This is a genomic window from Chromobacterium aquaticum (assembly GCF_021129195.1).
Classification (GTDB): Bacteria; Pseudomonadota; Gammaproteobacteria; order Burkholderiales; family Chromobacteriaceae; genus Chromobacterium; species Chromobacterium aquaticum.
Map to the genome: position 1 here is coordinate 12,679 of NZ_JAJOHW010000030.1, position 18,444 is coordinate 31,122.

General features: G+C 62.4%; 13 protein-coding genes. 3 read left to right on the top strand and 10 right to left on the bottom strand.

Features of this window, described 5'->3' with window-relative positions:
• Window positions 1-141: 141 nt before the first annotated feature.
• Entirely contained in the window at window positions 142-4,524 is a 4,383-nt protein-coding gene (locus LQT98_RS05055; protein WP_231461352.1) for an amino acid adenylation domain-containing protein, read from the bottom strand.
• A 124-nt stretch (window positions 4,525-4,648) separates the two neighbouring features.
• Here LQT98_RS05055 and LQT98_RS05060 point away from each other — a divergent pair, with 124 nt between their 5' ends.
• Window positions 4,649-4,921, top strand: coding sequence for a phosphopantetheine-binding protein (locus LQT98_RS05060; RefSeq protein ID WP_231461353.1), 273 nt, complete (start codon window positions 4,649-4,651; stop codon window positions 4,919-4,921).
• A gap of 238 nt (window positions 4,922-5,159) precedes the next feature.
• Window positions 5,160-6,323, top strand: a complete 1,164-nt coding sequence (locus LQT98_RS05065; protein WP_231461354.1) for a histidine decarboxylase — start codon at window positions 5,160-5,162, stop codon at window positions 6,321-6,323.
• Between the two features lie 114 nt (window positions 6,324-6,437).
• Here the strand turns inward: LQT98_RS05065 and LQT98_RS05070 are convergent, their stop codons facing one another.
• Genes LQT98_RS05070 through LQT98_RS05090 form a run of 5 tightly spaced genes read right to left on the bottom strand, consistent with a single transcriptional unit; the run spans window position 6,438 to window position 9,948 of the window.
• Window positions 6,438-7,142, bottom strand: coding sequence for a hypothetical protein (locus tag LQT98_RS05070; protein WP_231461355.1), 705 nt, complete (start codon window positions 7,140-7,142; stop codon window positions 6,438-6,440).
• Window positions 7,127-7,888 (bottom strand): S49 family peptidase, encoded by a 762-nt coding sequence (locus tag LQT98_RS05075; protein WP_231461356.1) that lies wholly within the window; start codon window positions 7,886-7,888, stop codon window positions 7,127-7,129. The genes LQT98_RS05070 and LQT98_RS05075 overlap by 16 nt, the downstream gene beginning before the upstream one ends.
• Complete coding sequence (locus LQT98_RS05080; RefSeq protein ID WP_231461357.1) at window positions 7,885-8,679, bottom strand: CPBP family glutamic-type intramembrane protease; 795 nt, start codon at window positions 8,677-8,679, stop codon at window positions 7,885-7,887. The genes LQT98_RS05075 and LQT98_RS05080 overlap by 4 nt, the downstream gene beginning before the upstream one ends.
• The gene (locus LQT98_RS05085) at window positions 8,676-8,933 is read right to left on the bottom strand and encodes a phosphopantetheine-binding protein (RefSeq protein ID WP_231461358.1); all 258 of its coding nucleotides are present in this window, start codon (window positions 8,931-8,933) and stop codon (window positions 8,676-8,678) included. The genes LQT98_RS05080 and LQT98_RS05085 overlap by 4 nt, the downstream gene beginning before the upstream one ends.
• Window positions 8,920-9,948: a lysophospholipid acyltransferase family protein gene (locus tag LQT98_RS05090; protein WP_231461359.1), complete on the bottom strand. Its 1,029-nt coding sequence runs from the start codon at window positions 9,946-9,948 to the stop codon at window positions 8,920-8,922. The genes LQT98_RS05085 and LQT98_RS05090 overlap by 14 nt, the downstream gene beginning before the upstream one ends.
• A gap of 1,151 nt (window positions 9,949-11,099) precedes the next feature.
• Between LQT98_RS05090 and LQT98_RS05095 the strand changes: the two genes are divergently transcribed.
• Complete coding sequence (locus LQT98_RS05095) at window positions 11,100-11,423, top strand: hypothetical protein (protein ID WP_231461360.1); 324 nt, start codon at window positions 11,100-11,102, stop codon at window positions 11,421-11,423.
• Between the two features lie 89 nt (window positions 11,424-11,512).
• On the opposite strand, the gene LQT98_RS24115 is transcribed toward LQT98_RS05095, so the two are convergent.
• The 4 genes from LQT98_RS24115 to LQT98_RS05115 form a co-directional block, all read right to left on the bottom strand.
• Complete coding sequence (locus tag LQT98_RS24115) at window positions 11,513-12,817, bottom strand: DUF3396 domain-containing protein (RefSeq protein WP_231461361.1); 1,305 nt, start codon at window positions 12,815-12,817, stop codon at window positions 11,513-11,515.
• Window positions 12,818-12,922: 105 nt separating this feature from the next.
• A complete protein-coding gene (locus LQT98_RS05105) occupies window positions 12,923-14,131 on the bottom strand; it encodes a DUF3396 domain-containing protein (protein ID WP_231461362.1) in 1,209 nt (402 codons plus the stop codon).
• A 7-nt stretch (window positions 14,132-14,138) separates the two neighbouring features.
• Window positions 14,139-15,377 (bottom strand): VRR-NUC domain-containing protein, encoded by a 1,239-nt coding sequence (locus tag LQT98_RS05110; RefSeq protein WP_231461363.1) that lies wholly within the window; start codon window positions 15,375-15,377, stop codon window positions 14,139-14,141.
• Entirely contained in the window at window positions 15,374-18,226 is a 2,853-nt protein-coding gene (locus tag LQT98_RS05115; protein WP_231461364.1) for a type VI secretion system Vgr family protein, read from the bottom strand. The genes LQT98_RS05110 and LQT98_RS05115 overlap by 4 nt, the downstream gene beginning before the upstream one ends.
• Between the last annotated feature and the right edge of the window lie 218 nt (window positions 18,227-18,444).

Genomic DNA, 18,444 nt, shown 5'->3' on the forward strand with positions numbered 1-18,444 from the left:
CGATTCGCTCAGTGATAGGGAATTTGGCCGAGCAAATTCCCCTTCCTGCCCGCCGGGCAGCCCCGGCAATGCAAACCATCATCCGCGCAGCGGATTCAATGCCTTGGCATTGCCTGCCCTTAAAAAATCGTGAACAAGCCCTTAAGGCTGACCAGCCACCAGCAAACGCTCCACATCCACCACATTGCGGCAACGCAGCAGCTGCCCGGGCGACAGCTCGACGGCGAAGGTTTCCCGCAGGCGCGCCGCAATGGCTTTCAGATGCTGAGGCAGCAAGCCCATGCTGCTGAAGTCCAGCAACTCATCGGCCAGCTCCTGATAGGAGCGCCCCAGCACGCCCAGATAAATGTCCAGCACCGGACGCCGGTGCCGCGTCGCCACGGCCGGCGCCTCGACAACGGCGGGCGCCGCCACGCGCTCCTGAGCCGGGGCATGGGCCGGCGCCTGCAACAAGGCCCGCGCGCCGCGGCGGTCCGGCTTGCCGTTTTGCGACAAGGGCAGTTGCGCCACCTGTAAGAAACGCGTGGGCACATGGGATTGCGGCAGAACGCGGCGCGCGTGCTCGCGCAGATCCGCCGCGCTCGCCTCCACGCCGGGCTTGGCCACGTAGAGCGCGCCTATGCTCAGCTCCCCCTGCCGCTCATCGCCCACATCCACCACCAGCACATGGGCCAGCGCCGGATGCTTGATCAGCTCCATCTCGATGTCCGGCAGCGACACCCGCACCCCGCGCACCTTGACGTAGCCATTGACCCGGCTATCGAACATCATCACCCCGGCCGGCCGGTAACGGCCGCAGTCGCTGCTGCGGAAGGCGCGCGCCTGCTGGCCGGCCTCGTCACGCACGGTGACGAAGTCGTGCTGGGTCAGCTCGCCGTTTTCCAGATAGCCCAGCGCCAGATTGACGCCGGCGGTGTGAATGCGTCCGGCCACGCCGGCCGGGCAATGCTCGCCGCGCTCGTTCAGCAGCCAATAGCGGTTGCCGGGCAGCGGCCGGCCATAGGGCACCTTGGCGCTGTCCTCAGCGACGATGTCGTGCCAGATGCTCCAGATCGTGGTTTCCGTCGGCCCGCCCAAGGACAGCAGCCGCGCCGCCGGCAGAGCAGCGCGCAAATCCGCGATGATGGACGGCTTGATGTAATCCCCGCCCTGGGCCACCAGCCGCAGGCTGTGCAGCCCGCCGTCCTGCCGGCAAGACAGCAACATCTCCAGCATCGCCGGCACCGTGCACCACAGCGTGACGCCGTGCTCATCCACCAATTGGTTCCAGCGCACCGCGTCCTTCTCCTCGCCCGCCTCCGGCAACACCAGGGTGGCGCCGGCGCTCAGGCTGCCCAGCACGTCGAACACCGACATATCGTGGTGCAGCGGCGTCACCGATATGCACACGTCGCACTGGCTCACCTGCCAATGCTCCAGCGTGGCGCCGATGACATTGGCCGTGGCCCGGTTGCACAACACCACGCACTTGGGTTTGCCGGTGGTGCCCGAGGTGTACAGGTAATACGCCGGCGTCTCGCTCAGCGACAGCGCCTGCCAGCCGCCGCGCGCGGCCAGCGGCGCGGCCTCGGCCAGCAGTTGCTCCGGCGTGGCCCGCGCATGCTCGGTCGGCAAGGGCTGGGCCGCCACCACCAGGTTGGGCCGGCAGTTGTCCAGCAAATAACGCAGCCGCTCCTCCGGGGACGCCGCGTCTATCGGCACCCAGATCACGCCGCTGAAGGCGCACGCCAGGATGACGATGGTGTGTTCCGGGCTACGCGGCAGGCATACCGCCACCACCTGGCCGACGCTGACGCCGCGCGCCTTCAGCGCCGCCATCGCCCGGGACACCGCCGCGCCCAGCTCGCCGTAGCCTATCCGCCGCTGGCCGCTGATCAGCGCCGCCTTGGCGTTGTCCGGGTCAAAGATATGGGCGGCGATGCGGCCGAGGAAATCCTCGCTGCGCGCCTCGGCTTCCATGCTGTTCAGCCGGTAATGGCTGTAATCCAGCACCCGCCCGGCCGGCGCCTCGAACACGCCGCTGTCCACCACCTGCTCGATGGCCCGCTCCAGCGCGCTCAGCACCGCGCCCACCAGCGCCGGTTCCAGCGCGTCGCGGGCGTAGTCGATGTCAAACACCAGCGCGCCGTCCGCCCGCGCGGAAAAACGCAGATCCATCGCCACCTGCGGCGTCTGGGTCAGCCCGCCGATCTGGCGCATGGCGCCCTCCGCCGCTGTTGGCCACGACAAGCCATTGGTCACCACCACCGGCAGCGCCGGGCCCGGGCCATGGCTCTCAAACAGCATCCGCGCCAGGTCCACACCGGAGAAGGCCAGGTGCTGCAAACCCTCCATCACATCCGCCTGCAAGCGGCGGCCGCGCTCCGCCAGGCTGTCCAGCCCCGCCGGCCACGTCACCGCGATGAAACTGGAACGGTTGGAGAAACCGCCGGACGGCAACGGCGCCACCGGCACCGCCACGCACAAGCCGCCCTCGTCCAGCCAGTGCGACAACACCTCCAACACCAACGCCATCACAGTGGTGTTCTTGAAAAAGCGTTGGCCGTTGCCCAGCTTGGTCAGCCGCTCGAAACGCTCCGCGCTCACCGTCAGGCTTTGCCGTTCATAGCGCGCCACGCCCAATTGATCCAAGGGCTTGCGCCAAGGCAGCCGCGGCGCGCCGCCGCAATCGGCCAGCTTGTTTTTCCAATACAGCGCATCCGCCTTGCGGGCTTCAGCGGACGCCTCGGCCGCCGCGGCGGCGGCCGGTCTGCTCGGCTCCGCCACGCCCTGGAACAGCTCCAGCATCAGCGCGGCGATGGAACGGCCGTCAACGATCAAGGCGTCAAAGCGCACGAACACCGTCAAGCTCTCGTCCGGCAGCAGGAACAGCGTCAGCTCCCACGGCGCGTGCTCCAGATCAAACAGCGCGTGGGCGTAATCCTCGCGCGCCGCCGCCACCCGCTCCTGGGCCGCCGACGACGACAAGGCGCGCAAATCCACCTCCCGCAGATTCACCCGCGGCTGCGCGCGGACCCGCTGCCGCAAGCGCGTGACGTCGATCACCGTGCGCAGGCAATCATGACGCCGCACCATCTCGCCCAGCCGGGCGCGCAGCAGCGCCGGGTCCATGATCCCGTGGTATTCGCGGAACTCCTGCATCGCCACCCCGCCCAGCGGCAACTGCGCGGTGCGGCCCAACAGGTAAGCCTGCTGCAACACCGACAGCGGCGTTTCCGCCTCCGGCTGCGCCAGCGGGCGCTCCAGCGCGGCCGGGTCCGCCGCCACGGCGGTGGCCAGCGCCACGAAATCGTTGAATAGCTGCGTGATCCAGTCTTGCGGCAAGGCGTCCAGGCGGATGTCCCAATTGATCAACACCCCGCCGTCCGCGCTGACGATCTGCGCGTCCAAGGCCACCTGCGGCCCCTGCGAAATCACCCAGTTCATCGCGCCGAAGGCGCGCCGTACCCGTTCCGAGAACAACTCGCCGCCCGGCATGTCCAGCGCCGCGGTGAACACCACCGGCGCGATCTGCGGCGAGCGGTGATGGCGGGACAGATCCCGCATCAGGTTCACGCCCGGATAAGCGCAATGGCCGGCGCGCTCCAGCAACTGCGCGGCCAGGTTTCGGCACAGCGCGCCCAAAGTCGGCGCCGCGTCCAAATCCACATCCAGCAACACCAGATTGGCGAACTCCCCGATGATGCGCTCCGCGCCCTCCAACAGCGGCGGCCGCCAGAACACCGGCACATTCAGCCGGAAGCGCCTGTCCCCGGTGGCCGCGCCCAAAGCCTGGGCGAACACGCCCAGCATCAGGCCGGACAGCGTCAGCCGCTGCGCCTTGGCCAGCCGCCGCAAAGCCTGGCGCTGCTCCGGCGCCAGCCAGGCGCACAAGCGCTGGCTGGACGCCGCGCCCGCCGGACCCTGCCGGCGCGGCAAGGACGGCGCCGGCGCAATCTTGGGCAATTGCGCGCGCCACCAATCGCGGTCCCGCTCCCGGGCCGCCTTGAGCCAGGGCTCGTCCCGCGCCCGGTCGCACCACTCAAAGAAGGACGGCGTGGGCGGCAGCTCCGCGTCCGGGGATTCGTAAAACAGCGCCAAATCCTCCATCAGCACACGGAAGCTGGACGGATCGACGGCGATCATGTCCGCGTCCACATGCAGCCGGCTATCGCCCGCGCCAAACAGGCTGGTGGAAAAACGAACGGCTTGACCGGTTGCCAGGTCAAGCCGTTGATGAGTCCACTGCTGGCGCTTGGCTTCCAGGCGCTGCGCCAGCGCCTCGCCCCCCAGGGCGGTGAAATCCTCCACCTCCAGATGAGGCGCCTTGTCCGCCGCCGCCAGCGCCTGCATCCCATCCGCCGTCACGCAGGCGCGCAACATGGCGTGCTCGCGGCCCAGCCGCCCCAGCGCGGCCACCAAGCGCGGCAGCTCGATGGCCTGGCCGTCGAACTCCGCATACAAATGCGCAGAGACGCCGCCCAGATCGGAATGATCGCCCCGGCCCATCCAGCAGGCCGCCTGCATTGAAGTCAGCTCTCTCATTGCGCACCCATGAAAATTGACAAATGGATTTCTTGCATTTCTTCCATCTCCATATGGCATCTCTAAATGCGAATGATTATAATTTACATAATTAGCACTATGCAATGATTCAGGTGAAATCAACATGACGAATGAAAAACACGCCCAAACAATGCAAACGGAAGCGGCCAGCCCGCGCCAATGGCTGCATGGCCGGCTGCGGCAACTGCTGGCGGAAGACGGGGTGCTGAACCCCACGGAAAACCTGATGTATTACGGCCTGGATTCCCTGCGCCTGATGACGCTGGCCGCGGAACTCAACGCCCGCGGCATCCCGGTGCGCACGGAAGAACTGAGCCGCTCCCCCACGCTGGCGGACTGGGAAGCGCTGCTGGACGCGCGGCAATCCGCCGCCTGAAGCACGGCAAGCGCGGCGAAAGGCTGTTCACCTTTTTGGCCAGCTTTTGAACTTGTCTGCCAGGCACCGCGCATCCGATGCGCGCTGGGCCCTTCACGCCCGCCGTGCAGCCCCGGCGATGAAAACCACCATCCGCAAAAACAGACAACAACCGGGCGCCCAGCCACGCCCGACCAACAAGGAAAAACACCCGGCAATACCCACTCCAACCCACTGAGAAACCACGGAGCCACCACCCATGTCGCTGTCCCCACTTGACCAAAACCGTATCGAATCTTTTTGGCAGTACTGCTTGCAGCACCAATATTTCAATCTCGCTTATCCAGAGTCAGCCGACTTCGACTACGCCCCCTTGCACCGCTTCCTGCGCTTCTCCATCAACAACTGCGGCGACTGGAACGAAAGCAGCAACTATCTGCTGAATTCCTTCGACTTCGAACGCGAAGTCATGCACTTCTTCGCCGAACTATTCCACATCCCCTTTGATGAAAGCTGGGGCTACGTCACCAACGGCGGCACCGAAGGCAATATGTTCGGCTGCTACCTCGCCCGCGAACTCTTCCCCGACGCCACGCTGTACTACTCCAAGGACAGCCACTACTCCGTGGCCAAGATCATCAAGCTGCTGCGCATCAAATCCCGCGCGGTGGATTCCCTGCCCAGCGGCGAAATCGACTACGACGACCTGGTGGCCAAAATCCAGCAAGATCAGGAACGCCACCCCATCGTCTTCGTCAATGTCGGCACCACCATGAAAGGCGCCATCGACGACATCGGCGTCATCCAGCACAAGCTGGCTGAGGCCGGCATTCCGCGGCAGGACTACTACCTGCACGCCGACGCCGCGCTCAGCGGCATGATCCTGCCCTTCGTCGACAGCCCGCAGCCCTACTCCTTCGCCGACGGCATTGACTCCATCAGCGTGTCCGGCCACAAGATGATAGGTTCGCCGATGCCGTGCGGCATCGTGCTGGCCAAGCGCAGCAATGTGTCGCGCATCTCCGTGGAAATCGACTACATCTCCGCCAAGGACCAGACCATCAGCGGCTCCCGCAACGGCCACACCCCCATGATGTTGTGGGCCGCCATCAAGAGCCGGCCGCTGGCGGAATGGCGCCGCAAAGTGCGCCACTGCCTGGACATGGCCCAATACGCGATAGACCGCCTCCAGGCCGCCGGCATCCAGGCCTGGCGCTGCAAGAACTCCATCACCGTGGTCTTCCCCAGCCCGTCCGAACCGGTATGCGACAAACACGGCCTGGCCCGATCCGGCGGCACCGCCCACCTGATCACCACGCCCCATCACCACGACAGCCAGCGGCTGGACCGCCTGCTGGACGACATCGTCCAGGACCTGGGCGCCGTGACGGCCCCGGCCGGCGCCGCCATGAGCGCGGCCTAAACCCCGCATAGCGCCGCCGCGGCGCTGCAAAGCGGAAAGCCGCCCACAATGGGCGGCTTTCCGCTGTAACGCCTCCGCCGTATCGCCGAAGCGCGGCAGATTTTGAACAAATGCTTACTCCGCCTCCAGCAACACCCCCTCCACCTCCCGCTGACACATCACTCGGCCCGCCTGCGACGCGGCCAGATCCGCCAGCCGCAGCCGGCACACCCCCTGCGCATTGCTGACACAGCCCACCTCCTGGGCGGAAACCGGCTCCAACTGACAGCGGGCAGCCGGCCCGGCCGGCATGCGGATCACCACCCGCTGCAAGCTCGGCGCCAGCCGCGCCACCCACCAGCCCGCCTCCCGCAGCGCCGCCTGATACTGCCGCCGCCCCTGCTCCAACTGCGCCACCGCCACCCCGTCAACACCGTGCCGCTTGAGGCGAACCTCCACCCCAAGCTGCAAGCCCACCTTGGCCGGCACCGTGATCCGCACCGGCGGGTTCTCCCGGTACAGCGCCGCGCTGATCGGCACCGCCACTGAGCCAAAACGGTCCAGCCGCAGGCTGATGGGCGCGGCCGCCGCCAGAATCTCCAGCGTGCCGCCCTCCAAGGACAAAGCGCGCTCCAACGGAGACAAGCGCAGGCGAAACGCCAAGTCCGGATACGTTTGCGGGCTGACCTTGAACAGGTATTTCAGATTGACGCCATCGGCGATGCGCCGATAGTCCAACTCATAGACATGCTGGGCCTGGACGGCGGGCAGCAAGCTCAGGCCGATGGCGGCCAGCAGACACGCGGCTAGACCAGAACCAGGCCTCAGGGACTTAGCCACCGTTTGCCCAGCCGCAACAAGCCATCCAGAAAAGGCCACGGCACGGCGGAAGCGGGCTCCACAAAACGCAGCAAGGGCGCGCCATGGCCGGCCAAACGCCCGCACTCGGCCACCGCCGCGTAAAAACCGCCCACCACATCCGCCAGCCCCAAGGCGACGGCCTCCGCCCCATTCAACACCTGCCCGGCCGCCAAGCGCTCCCGCCCCTCGGCACCCAAGGCCGGCCGGCATGCCAGGATGGCCGCCATGAACTGCCGCCCGTTTTCCCGCACCAGCTCATGCAAGGCCTGCTCCGCCTCCGGGGCCAGATCGGCACAATGACTGAACATGTCCTTCAAGGCATTGCTGGCATAAGCGGTGTAGCCCACGCCTAGCTTGGACAACAACGCCGACGGAGACAGCAAACGCACAATCGCCCCCGCTCCGCCCAAGGTGGCGCTGGGCGTGACCACCAGCCGGTCCGCCGCCAACGCGGGCAACAGCCCCGCCGACAAGGCCGTCTCCATCACCAGGGCCACAATGGGCAGACCCAACTCCTCGCGGCACAGATTCACCGCTTCAATAATGGCTTCCGCGCTGCCGGCGCCGCCGCCATTGGAAGAAACACGCAGCAATACCGCGCAGGCCGCCGGCTTGCGTGTCGGCAATTCCCGCAGCCGCAGGGCGAACTCCAGCGCGCTGGCCTCGGTAATCGGCCCGGCAATGGAAAAAACATAGATACAAGACGGTCGACGCGGCCATATCACGACATGATCTCCATCCGGATCGCCGGAAACGCCAGCACGGTCCCAATGCACACATCCGTGGTCACATGCGCCGTGAACGCGGCGGCCAGGCCTCCGCTCCACACCCTCAGCCCGCCCAAGGCCAAGCCGTACAACAAGGTCAGGCCGACGCCCAGCCAGCCATTCGGCACCCCTCCGGCATAGTGCGCGGCGGCAAAGGCCAGCGCCTGCACCAGCAAGACGATGGACAAGGGCAAGGCGGCCTCGGCCAAACCACCCTGCACCATGCCGCGATAAATCACCTCCTCCAGCCAGCTGTTCAGCAACGCAAACCCCAGAATCACCGCCAGCAGGGCCATCACCGGCCAAGCCGGCATCAGCCCGGCCTGCACGCGCAAATCCGGCGCGAACCAACGCATCCACAACAGCAAAACACCGCTGCTGATCAAGCCCACCAGCACCCCCAGCGCGGCACGGGGCGCCCGCAGGCGCCCCATGCGCATCACCTCCAGCACACGCGGCCGGTCCCAGCGCCAAAACACAAGCAACGTGAGCGAAATGGGCAACAACATGATCAGCGGCCAGACCTGCCACTCCAACAACAGCATGCGGTTGAGCAGCCATGCCGACACCAGCACCAGCACCATGCGCGCCAAGGGCTGCGCCTGCCGCCATACCCGCCATCCACTCCAGGCCGCCAGCAGCACCGGCCCCCATAACCCCGCTCCGCTGCTCAACTGCGCCCAGGCCAGCGCGGCAATCAGGCCAAGCAGGCCAACGTGCTCGCGGCTAAGTGACAGCGGCGGGCTCATGTCGAGCGTTCCACCGCCGCCGCCTCCGCGAGCTTGCGCTGCAATAGCGCCTCAAAATCCAGCAGAGTGTGCAACTGGCCGGCCTCCTCATCGGAAATCTCAAGCAGAAACGCCTTCTCCAATTCAAACAGCACATCGTAAAGCGACAAGGAATCCAGCCCCAGGGTATCCACATCCGGAGCGCCAAGAATGGTTTCCAGCGGCAAATCCGTTGCCCGCGCCAGAATGGCCGCCACATCTTCACGCAGCGCCATATTCACCTCCATCGGCCAGCGCCTGCTCAATCTCCCGCGCCAAGCGCCAGCGCTCCGCCACCGCATGCCAGGCGGTGTATTGCTCGGGATAACGGGCAATCAGCGCGCCAATCACGCCGTCGATGCGGCAGGCCATCTCGGTCAGCGCCTCGCCCGAGGCCTGCGCCGGCACGGCAAGGCGCAAATGGCTGGCGGTGCGAAACACATCCTCCTCCCTCACCACGCTGAGCACGACCAGGTCCACCTCCAGCCGCTTGGCTATTTCCAGAATGCTCAATGGAAACATCGCCGCCTTGCCGCAAAGCCGCGACCCCACCATGCGCACGGTTTCCGTGGGCATGCTGTCCACCCTCATCGCCACGGAAAAGCCCTGGCGCACCGCCCTGGCAATCTGCCTGGCCACCAATGGCTGGTCAGCGGCAATGCCCTCTATGCGCTGCCCGGTCATGCGGGACAAGGATTGATAAAAACCAATCTTCTGCAGCGGCTCCAAGGCGCAACGCGGCTGCACCACCGCTATTTTCCTGACATTGGCATATTGCTGCCGCACTGGCTGCAACATGCCGAAGTAGTGCAGCGCGAATGAAACCACCAAATAAATAACGGGCTTTTCCGGCGCCACCTCCTTGGGCGGCCGGATATCCACTTGCGTATGCCTGCGCCCCCAGCGCAATAAGCGCTCTCCAGGCAGCCGGCACAGCGTGGAAAAAATCAGGGTGTTTCTGGCGTGATTGATCTGGGTGTGCCAGTAAATGTGCCAACTCCGCAAATACGAAACACTTAGCACATGTGAAATGGCGGACAATGTCGAACTCACCTTGCTGGTATTCGCCAACGCCTTTAAGGTCCAGATGCTGCCCACGAATACGGCCAGCGCCATTTGCATGAAATACGGCCACTTGCCGCCAAGCCAGGCCCAACGCGGAATAAGCCCGATCATATCTGAAAACCTGACACCAACAGGCATGCCATAAGCTGGCGGCGCAGGCGATATTGCGTTTTTATTTTCCACCATTCCCCCCCAATTAAAATGAGGCCAGATAAAATGTGAGCCCTTATCTAAAGGGCTCACTCGATTTACCGTGGGATTACTGGGCAATAATCAGGCATGTGGCCGAGGATTGAACTGGAGTGACGGCGAATTTGGACACCAGAACCACTTTTCCGCCAATCAACACCTTAACGGCTGGCGGTTTAGCCGGCTTGTTTAATGGCATGAATGCTCTCCAATAAAATGGCTGGAAAGAAATTGGCCTGCAAAAGGCAGGCAATAAGCACTCTGCCTTCACCTTTACCCAAGAGTCAATCTCGCCTGTCCCTCCCAGATTTCCGCTCACCCAAACGAATATGAGCAAGCGCCCAAATTATTAGAAAATCTTATCCATTAATAGGATGATGTTTTTTCAATGCATCACAAAAATACCAAAGACATGCAAAATAAAAAATGGAAACACGGTAAAGACCCGTTAGAACCACGCACAACACCGGCGACGACGCTGAGCCATGACACGCCAACAGCACACGTAGAATCAGCGGGCTTGTGAGCGGGTCTTATTGCATAATAGCGCTGCAATACGCGCCACTTTCCCCCCTCCACCCCGGCCCGCCAAAATACCAATATCATGCAAACGCCTTTCACCAGCCCAGCGCCATCATCTCCATTCCATTTATCATCCCAGGCATCGCTAAATGAGCAAGCGCCTGCCGGAAATGAATGGTGGGAAAATACAACATGGCAAAATCGGGACGATTCCCCGTGCAATAAGCGTGAACATGGCGGCATTCATTTCCCCAACGGACAGGCCTCCCAACCTTGACGCCCCCGCCTTCCCCCCTTACTCTCGTCCGTGCGCTGCGCCAAATAACGCAGCCATGGGCTGGGAGGCCCGTTTGATATCCCGTAGCAAATCGCTTGGCCGCGATTCGTTATGTGCTGTTGCGTCTGCCACCATCCGGGCGGGCGCATGGCACTGAGCCCTCCGGGGCTGCCGTTGGATGTCCGGTCCTCCCACTTTGTCATGTGCCTGCCCACGCCTTCCGTGCGTGCCGCGCAGGCATCCCTAAAGCGATGTTAGTGGAGGCCATAATGAATATATTGAGTTTCTACCGGCAGCACCCCCGTCCGACCCACCCCGCAGCGATGTTCACGGCCATGGAGGACCAGCCATGAGCGCCGCCACCGTCCAACTCCAGCCGCCGCTGCTGCAACTGCGCGAGCAGATCAGACAGCTCTACCTCACCACCACCGGCCAGGACGAAGCCAACGCCATGGTCACCATCCTGGAACAGTACTACCTGCAAGCCGATGAAGCCCTAAGCCGCGGCATTGTGCATGTCCACACCGCCAACCAGAGCCTGCACGCCATGATGACGCTGCTGCTGAACTGCCAGGAGGACCAGCAAGTCAACTGCGAACAGATCGTGGCCTTGCTGGAACCCATCCGCCAGGAACTGCAGGCCGGCTTCGTGCAGATATCGGAAGTGATGTAGACGTAACAACGCCGCAGCGGGGAGGCTGCGGCGCTAGTATTTAGGCCTTGCGGCAAGGGGCTAGCGGCAAATCGGGCCACCGCGCTGGCTCATGCCTTTTCCACCTCATCAAACCGCGCATACCACGCCAAGGTATTGGCCTTGGTGAAGCCTTCCGCATCGTCCATGCCGGTATGCAGCTGATCCGGATGAGGCACCCTCACCGACTTGAGCACCCGATTCACCGTCACATAGGCAGGAGGATGGCCATCTTCCTGCGCACCGACATCCGGCAACACACCAGCCTGAATCATCAATCTGCCGTTATCGGTTTCCTGCACGCTGACATCGGGCAACTGCAGCTGCTGCTTGAGCGCGGCCATGCCGCCCAGCTTCTCGATATAGCGAGGCCCCAGCAACGTCAGCCAGTTGACGCCTTTGATGCCATCTTCTAAAGCCGCCTTGTCCAGGTAAGGTGCAGAGTCCACCATCAAGCCGCTATAACGCTGTGCCATCTGGAACTCGTATGGCTGGAATTGATGGTAGTCATAGGGAAGATTGCAGGCCAAGCCAGCATAGCCTTGGTCCACATCCAAGGTTTCGCACAGATAACGCACCCAATCCTTGAACTGCCACTCGCCATCCACCTCTTCCAGCAACTGCCATGGCAATGTGATCTTCAAATAGGACAGCCACTCGGAATCATGGTCGATATTGCAGGTCATCGCCTGGATGGCGTACTCAGCAGGCAGCTCGCCATTTCTTTCGCTTTGCAGAACCCAAAAAAACAGGGTCCCTTCATCCACTAATCCGGATAGTTTTTCCTTGGCTTTCGTTATGCTGTCTTTACGCAGCGAGGTGAACCCTCTTCTACTAAAGTCATGAAACTGCCCCTTTAGATGTGGGCCAAATTGCTCGACAAAGCGGTCGAAGCAACCTAATACCTTGTACCCCATGTCCCGCTGCCCGCCATGGCGGAAGTACACGGTGCAAATCAACCCTAGCTTAGCCAGCACCTCGCCTTCCGGGCTTACGCCATCAATGTAATCCGCCTGATTGAGAATACGGCCATAGGCGTTCAGATACCTTAGTTGCTGCTCATTTATATTTTCATCCACTACGCCACCACCAAATCGCGTTAGATATTTGTTATGTAGTGTCTTAACAGTGGAAATAAGCAATGCGGCAGAAGGCGCAATCGCTCTGACATAAAAGCTTACATTACGCTCTTGATTAGAGCAGACCCAATCCCTGCCTAATTTCTCCCACCCTGCCTGACCTTGCCAGTCCTTGAAGTGCTCCAATAATTTCTTTGCGGGCATGTCAACAAAACAAACCGTCTGCGTTCCAGTAGCGGTAAAGCTGTCATCGTCCAGGCTCAATAGCTGCTTAAGTTGGGCTTGTAGCTGCGCCACTGTTTCTATCCGGACATCTCCCACAATGCGATCTCCAATCGTTGGATTATCGGTTGCCCAAAGCCCCCGCCAGCATGGCCACCAGCACGCTCCACATCACTGCACTCATCTTGCGTCGGGGGCCGGCTCTCGATACCAGATCGTGCTGCCATAACTTGATCCAGGGAAATCCGGCATGAGGTCCCCTTTCTTAAAGTGTTGATGCGAGCTGTCTTTCGCCGGCGTCCACCAGATCCCACTTTCCGGGCAGGGCAGCCCGGCTTCGCAGCGCAAGCCACCGGCTGACGCCTGCGGCGGCACGCTGGCCGCCGGTATCGCATCGTCAAAACGCGCATACCACGCCAAGGTATTGGCCTTGGTGAAGCCCTCTGCATCGTCCATGCAGGTATGCAGCTGATCCGGATGAGGCACCCGCACCGACTTGAGCACCCGGTTCACCGCCACATAGGCCGGCGGATGGCCATCTTCCGGTGCGCCGACATCCGGCAACACGCCAGCCTGAACCATTAATCTGCCGTTATCGGTTTCCTGCACGCTGACATCGGGCAACTGCAGCTGCTGCTTGAGCGCGGCCATGCCGCCCAGCTGCTCGATATAGCGAGGCCCCAGCAGTGTCAGCCAGTTGACGCCTTTGATGCCATCCTCTAAAGCCGCCTTATCCAAATGTGGAGCCGGGTCCACCATTAGGCCGCTATATCGCTGTGCCATCTGGAACTCGTATGGCTGGAATTGATGGTAGTCATAGGGGAGATTGCAGGCCAAGCCAGCGTAGCCCTGGTCCACATCCAGCGTTTCGCACAAATAACGTACCCAATCCTTGAACCGCTGCTCGCCATCCGGCTCTTCCAACAACTGCCATGGCAATGTGATCTTCAGATAGGACAGCCACTCAGGATCATGGTCAATATTGCTAGTCAGCGTCTCGATATGGTATTCAGCAGCCACCTCCGCCGTTTTTTCGCTTTGTAAATCCCAAGAAAACATCGCCCCTTCATCTATCAGTTCTTGGAGCTTCACTCTAGCCTTCACAATGCTGTCTTTCCGCAGGCTGGTAAAACTGCGGCCACTTAGGCTATGAAACTGGCCTTGTAGATGTTCGCCAAACTGCTCGACAAAACGGTCGAAGCACCCTAATACCTTGTAGCCCATGTCCCGCTGCCCACCATTGCGGAAATACACGGTGCAAATCAGCCCCAGCCGGACTAGCACCAGGCCCTCTGGAGTCACCCCTTCAATAAAATCCACTTGCTTGGCAATACGAGCATAGGCCTGCATGCGCTGATATTCTTGTGCACTCATTTTTGCTTCATCCATCCTGCCATCAAGAAGCGGCGGCCATGGCGCCGCCGCCCAACATGACTGCAACAGCGGCCCAGGCGGCCGCTCCCATTTCCACCAGCGCGGCCAATGCCGCCACCAGCCCCCCCCCTAGCACAAACACCACCACCACCCCGGCGATAACCACCGCGACGGCAAGTAAGCCCTTGCCAATGTCCAACAACACTTGAGTCCAGTCTATCTGGCGTAAGGTTTCCAGGGTCAGATCGGTCACGCGCTGAATTTCCGCCCAGGCCGCGCGTAATTGCGCACTGGTCCAACTGGCAATGCGCTTCCCCTGCTCGTTGACGAAGTGCCAGGTATCGTTGGCCTTGTCTTGCAGCCAGTGCCCAGCGGTAAACAACCAGGGCGCATGCTGCTTCAGTTCCGCCTGCACCTTGGCGGACAACTGACCCACCGCTTGACGCAGGTTTTGCGCCAGCGCTTTGCCATCCTCCGCCAAGCTGTGCACCAACTGCTTGGCGTCATCCAACCATTCTTCATAAAAGGCGGGATCGGGCAAGGGCTTGGGGCCATATATTGGCACCCGCCGGTTCTCGCCACGCGGTATGCCATCTGCTCTGGGCGCAAACACGGGCGCGGGCTTCTTCACCGGCTCGGTCTGCCTCCGCTTTTTTCCTGGTGGAATCACATGCAATAGCGTAAAACGATCCAAACCTCCCGCTATCTGTTGATAAGCCTCAGCTTGCTCCCGATGCAAACTGTCGCCCGGAAACTTGATCTCGACAACACGGTGCAGATTATCCCCATGCGGAACGCCATCGTGATCCTTCGTCGCTCTTCCGGGCCAACGTACCGCCTTGTCCTTAACAATGATCAGGTCCGGGCGGCGCAGATAATTCTTACGCAGGCCTTTAGGAAAAGGGGTTAGCGAGTGTCGGCGGTTGGGATTGCTGCCTTCCGTAGTACTAAGAAAGGGCTTTGGTACCCCTCTACTACTTGAAGGCATATCGAAACTGACCTCGGCTTTGTAGTACCACAGGTATTTATGGTTCTCCTCATCCCCCCTAATCTCAGCACTCATCACCGCTTGCCGCGCATTGATGGTGAAGGTCTTTCCCAGCTTGCTGACGCCGATACGCACATCAGGCACCCTAACCGCGGCCTCGGCCTTGGGTTGCAGATAGGGCTTGTTTTCCTCAGAGGGCAGCTTGGCATACTGCTGATCTTCTTCCAGCCGCGTCAGGCCATTGCCGGCTGTTTTAGGGTTCAGAGTGGTCATGTGGATTCTCCTTGCTGAGCATCATTGCGCATCTCAAGCTCCAACTCGTGCTGGCCGCCCCCGGCCAGGTGCAATGTCTCGGTTTTGGCCGGTGCGGGCTCCAACACTTGCAACTTCATCCCTTCCGGCTGCCGGCTCATGGCGGTCAGGGTCCAGCCGTCCTTATCGCTATACCCGCTGAGGGTGCGGCCTCCGGCCTGCTTAATGGAGTAAGCCCGGCCAACCAGCGGCGCACCGGTTTTCTGGTCCTGCAACTGGAAGCGGCCACTGTAAACCTGGCCGAAGGTGGGCATTCTGTAGTTCAGGCTGGCCGGCCCGCTTAGTACATGACTGCTGCCCTTGATGCTGACCGTGCCCGGGCAGTGCACTTCAATATCGCCGCCTTTGAGGCGGATATAACCGCCGCCGCTGGTCAGCAGGATTTCGTCCTTAGCCGCAATGGTGATGCGTTCCTTGCAGGAGGTGATGGTGACGTCCTTGTCCGCCGTCAGCTCAATGCTGTCGCTTTGCGCCTGTAGCTGAATCTTGCCCTTGGCGGCTATCCACTTCATCGCCACCTGATCCGCCACGCCGGCCACGAACAGGCTGATGTGCTTGCCGACGTTATGAATCCAGCGCCGGCCGCTGCTTTGATTGGTGTCGCGCTGCGCCACCAGGTTGAGATGGGTTTCCGCGGCCAGGGTCTGGCTTTGCCCGGACAGGCTGGCAATGCCGGCCGGCGCGGACAACACCAGCAAGGCTTGCTGGCCGGCCTGTTCTTTCGCGGTTTTGCTGTCTGGATCGGTATTGCTGCCGGCCTCCCAGGCCTCCAGCGCCTGCAACTGGTGCAGCACATGGCCTTGTTCCCGTTTGCCGCTGCTGGCGTTGTCATCGCCAATGCCGTCCGGCCCGGTTTCCATGGTGTCGGCCTGCTGCGTGGTGGCGGTTTCGGCCAGCGCCTGGCTCAGGGCCACCGCCGCTTGTAGCTGGCTGTTGGCCTGCTCCCGCGCCAGCTGCTTGCCCGCGCCTCCGCCTTGCGCCTCCGTGGACAGCAACAGGCCGTGGGCGGCGCGGATGGCGCCGTGCTGGTCCGTCCGCAGCTCAAAACCGTCACCGCGCGGCTGGGCCTGGCCATTGCTGCGCGGGTGGGTGAGGAAGCCTTGGTTGAGCTGGGTCTTGCCCGCCTCGCTGGACAGCTTGGCGCGTACTTCGCCGGGGGTGTCGTCGAACAGCAGCTCGTTATAGCCGCCGCCCTGATGCTCTTTGGATTTGATGCCGGACAGCGTCTTATTGGCCGGCAGGCTGCCGGCGCCGCTGAAGTCCGGCGCGGGATGGCTGCCGTTGTAAACCACGGCCTTGACCACCGGGCGATCAATATCGCCTTCGATAAAGTCCACCAGCACTTCCTGGCCGATGCGCGGCAGGAACTGATGGCCCCAGCCGGCGCCGGCGGACGGCATCGCCACCCGCACCCAGCAGGAGGATTTGTCGTCCATGCCCGCGCCGATGCCAGGATGCTCTTCCAGGCGCTGCCAATGGAACTGAATCTTGATGCGGCCGTGCTCGTCGGTATGCACTTCTCCGGGGCTCTCCGCCCCGGCATCGCCGCTGGCCGGTCCCACCACGGTGGCGGTTTGCACGCCCAGGCTGGTGGGCTTGGCGTGAGCGGTGCCGGCATAAGCCGGCGTCAGCGGAATGCCGCGGCGCTGGGCCTGGATGGCGGCGCTGAACGGCGCGGCATCCGCCTCCGCGCCCAAGTGCTGCGCCAGATCCCGCGGCAGATTATTGCGCGCCTGGAAGTGCTGGCCGGTAACAACAAACTGGCGTTTCTCCTCCGCGTCATCCTCATGCGCGGGGTGGTCGTCCAGGCGGAACCACTCACCCGGCAGCAAGCCGCGCACCGCGCCGCTGCCGCTGAAGGTCTTGGCCTGCAAATCGTTGGCCTGTTGCCGCAGCACAGCGTAGCGGCCCAGTTGCTCCTCGTCCCCGGCGTAATACAGGCCCGGCGCATCGTAATGGCCCAGGCTGCTTTGCAAGGCCTGACCAAACTGGCCCTGCTCCACCCGGCTGGCTTCCCGGCCTTGCTGGGTGAGCACCGGTTTGTAATCGTAACTGGCCAGCGCGCTGGCGCCGGGCACAATCTGACGCGCGGCTTCCCAACCCGTCAGGCCGTCCTCTTCCTCGATGGCGTCGCTGCGGTGGAAGCGCACCCGCTGCAGCGGAGAAGCCGGCAAAGCGTAGGCATCGTCAAAGATGGCAAGCTCCACCCGCGGCCCGTCCGCCTCCAGGTGGCGGAAACGCCAGGCGTAACCCTCTTCATGCAACAGGCGGACGATGAAATCGTAATCGCTCTCGCGGTACTGCAGCGCATAGCTGCGCGGCGCGGCCGGCTTGAGCTGCAAGGCCAGCGTTTGCACGCGGGCGAAGATGGGGTTGGCTTGCTGATGTTCGCTGAGGACCTGTTTGACGATGTCCGGCACGGACAGGTCCTGGAATACCCGGGAGGTCCTGCGGTGGCGCAGCAAGGCGAACGGTGCTTCCACGACCAGTTGATAGCGAGCAAAGCCGCCATCCGACCCCGCCAAACTGGCCTGGCTGACCACGCCGCAACGAATCGCCTCCCCGCCCTCCGCGCCCTGGATGCCAATCCGGGCCGGCTGGCCCAACAGCGTCTTCAGCGGGATATTGCCGTCCGGCGACAGGCAGGTCAGCGTATAGCGATAAGGCAGGGAAACCCCCTCCTCGCCCTCCAGGCTGAGCGGCAGCAGCTGCTCGGCGGCAAACTGCCCCTCTCCAAGCTGCAAGGTCAACATCCGGTTGTCTTGGCCAAAGGCGGAAGCAAAGCTGGCCAACAGTGCATTCAGGTCCATCGGCATTCCAAACGAAAACACCGCCAAGCGGCGGTATGACATTGAAAATAAGCCTGAAATTTTATGAAGTTAGAACGACAGTCACAAGCCGGCGTGGTCCGGAAGCGCGTTCTCTTGGACTAAAGGACAGGTTTGGGGAACTGGAGCACCGAATCTCTGCAGGTCGGGGAGCTCCCCACTTGAGATGGGCTTCAGGTGGGCCTTCTAAAGAGGGGGGT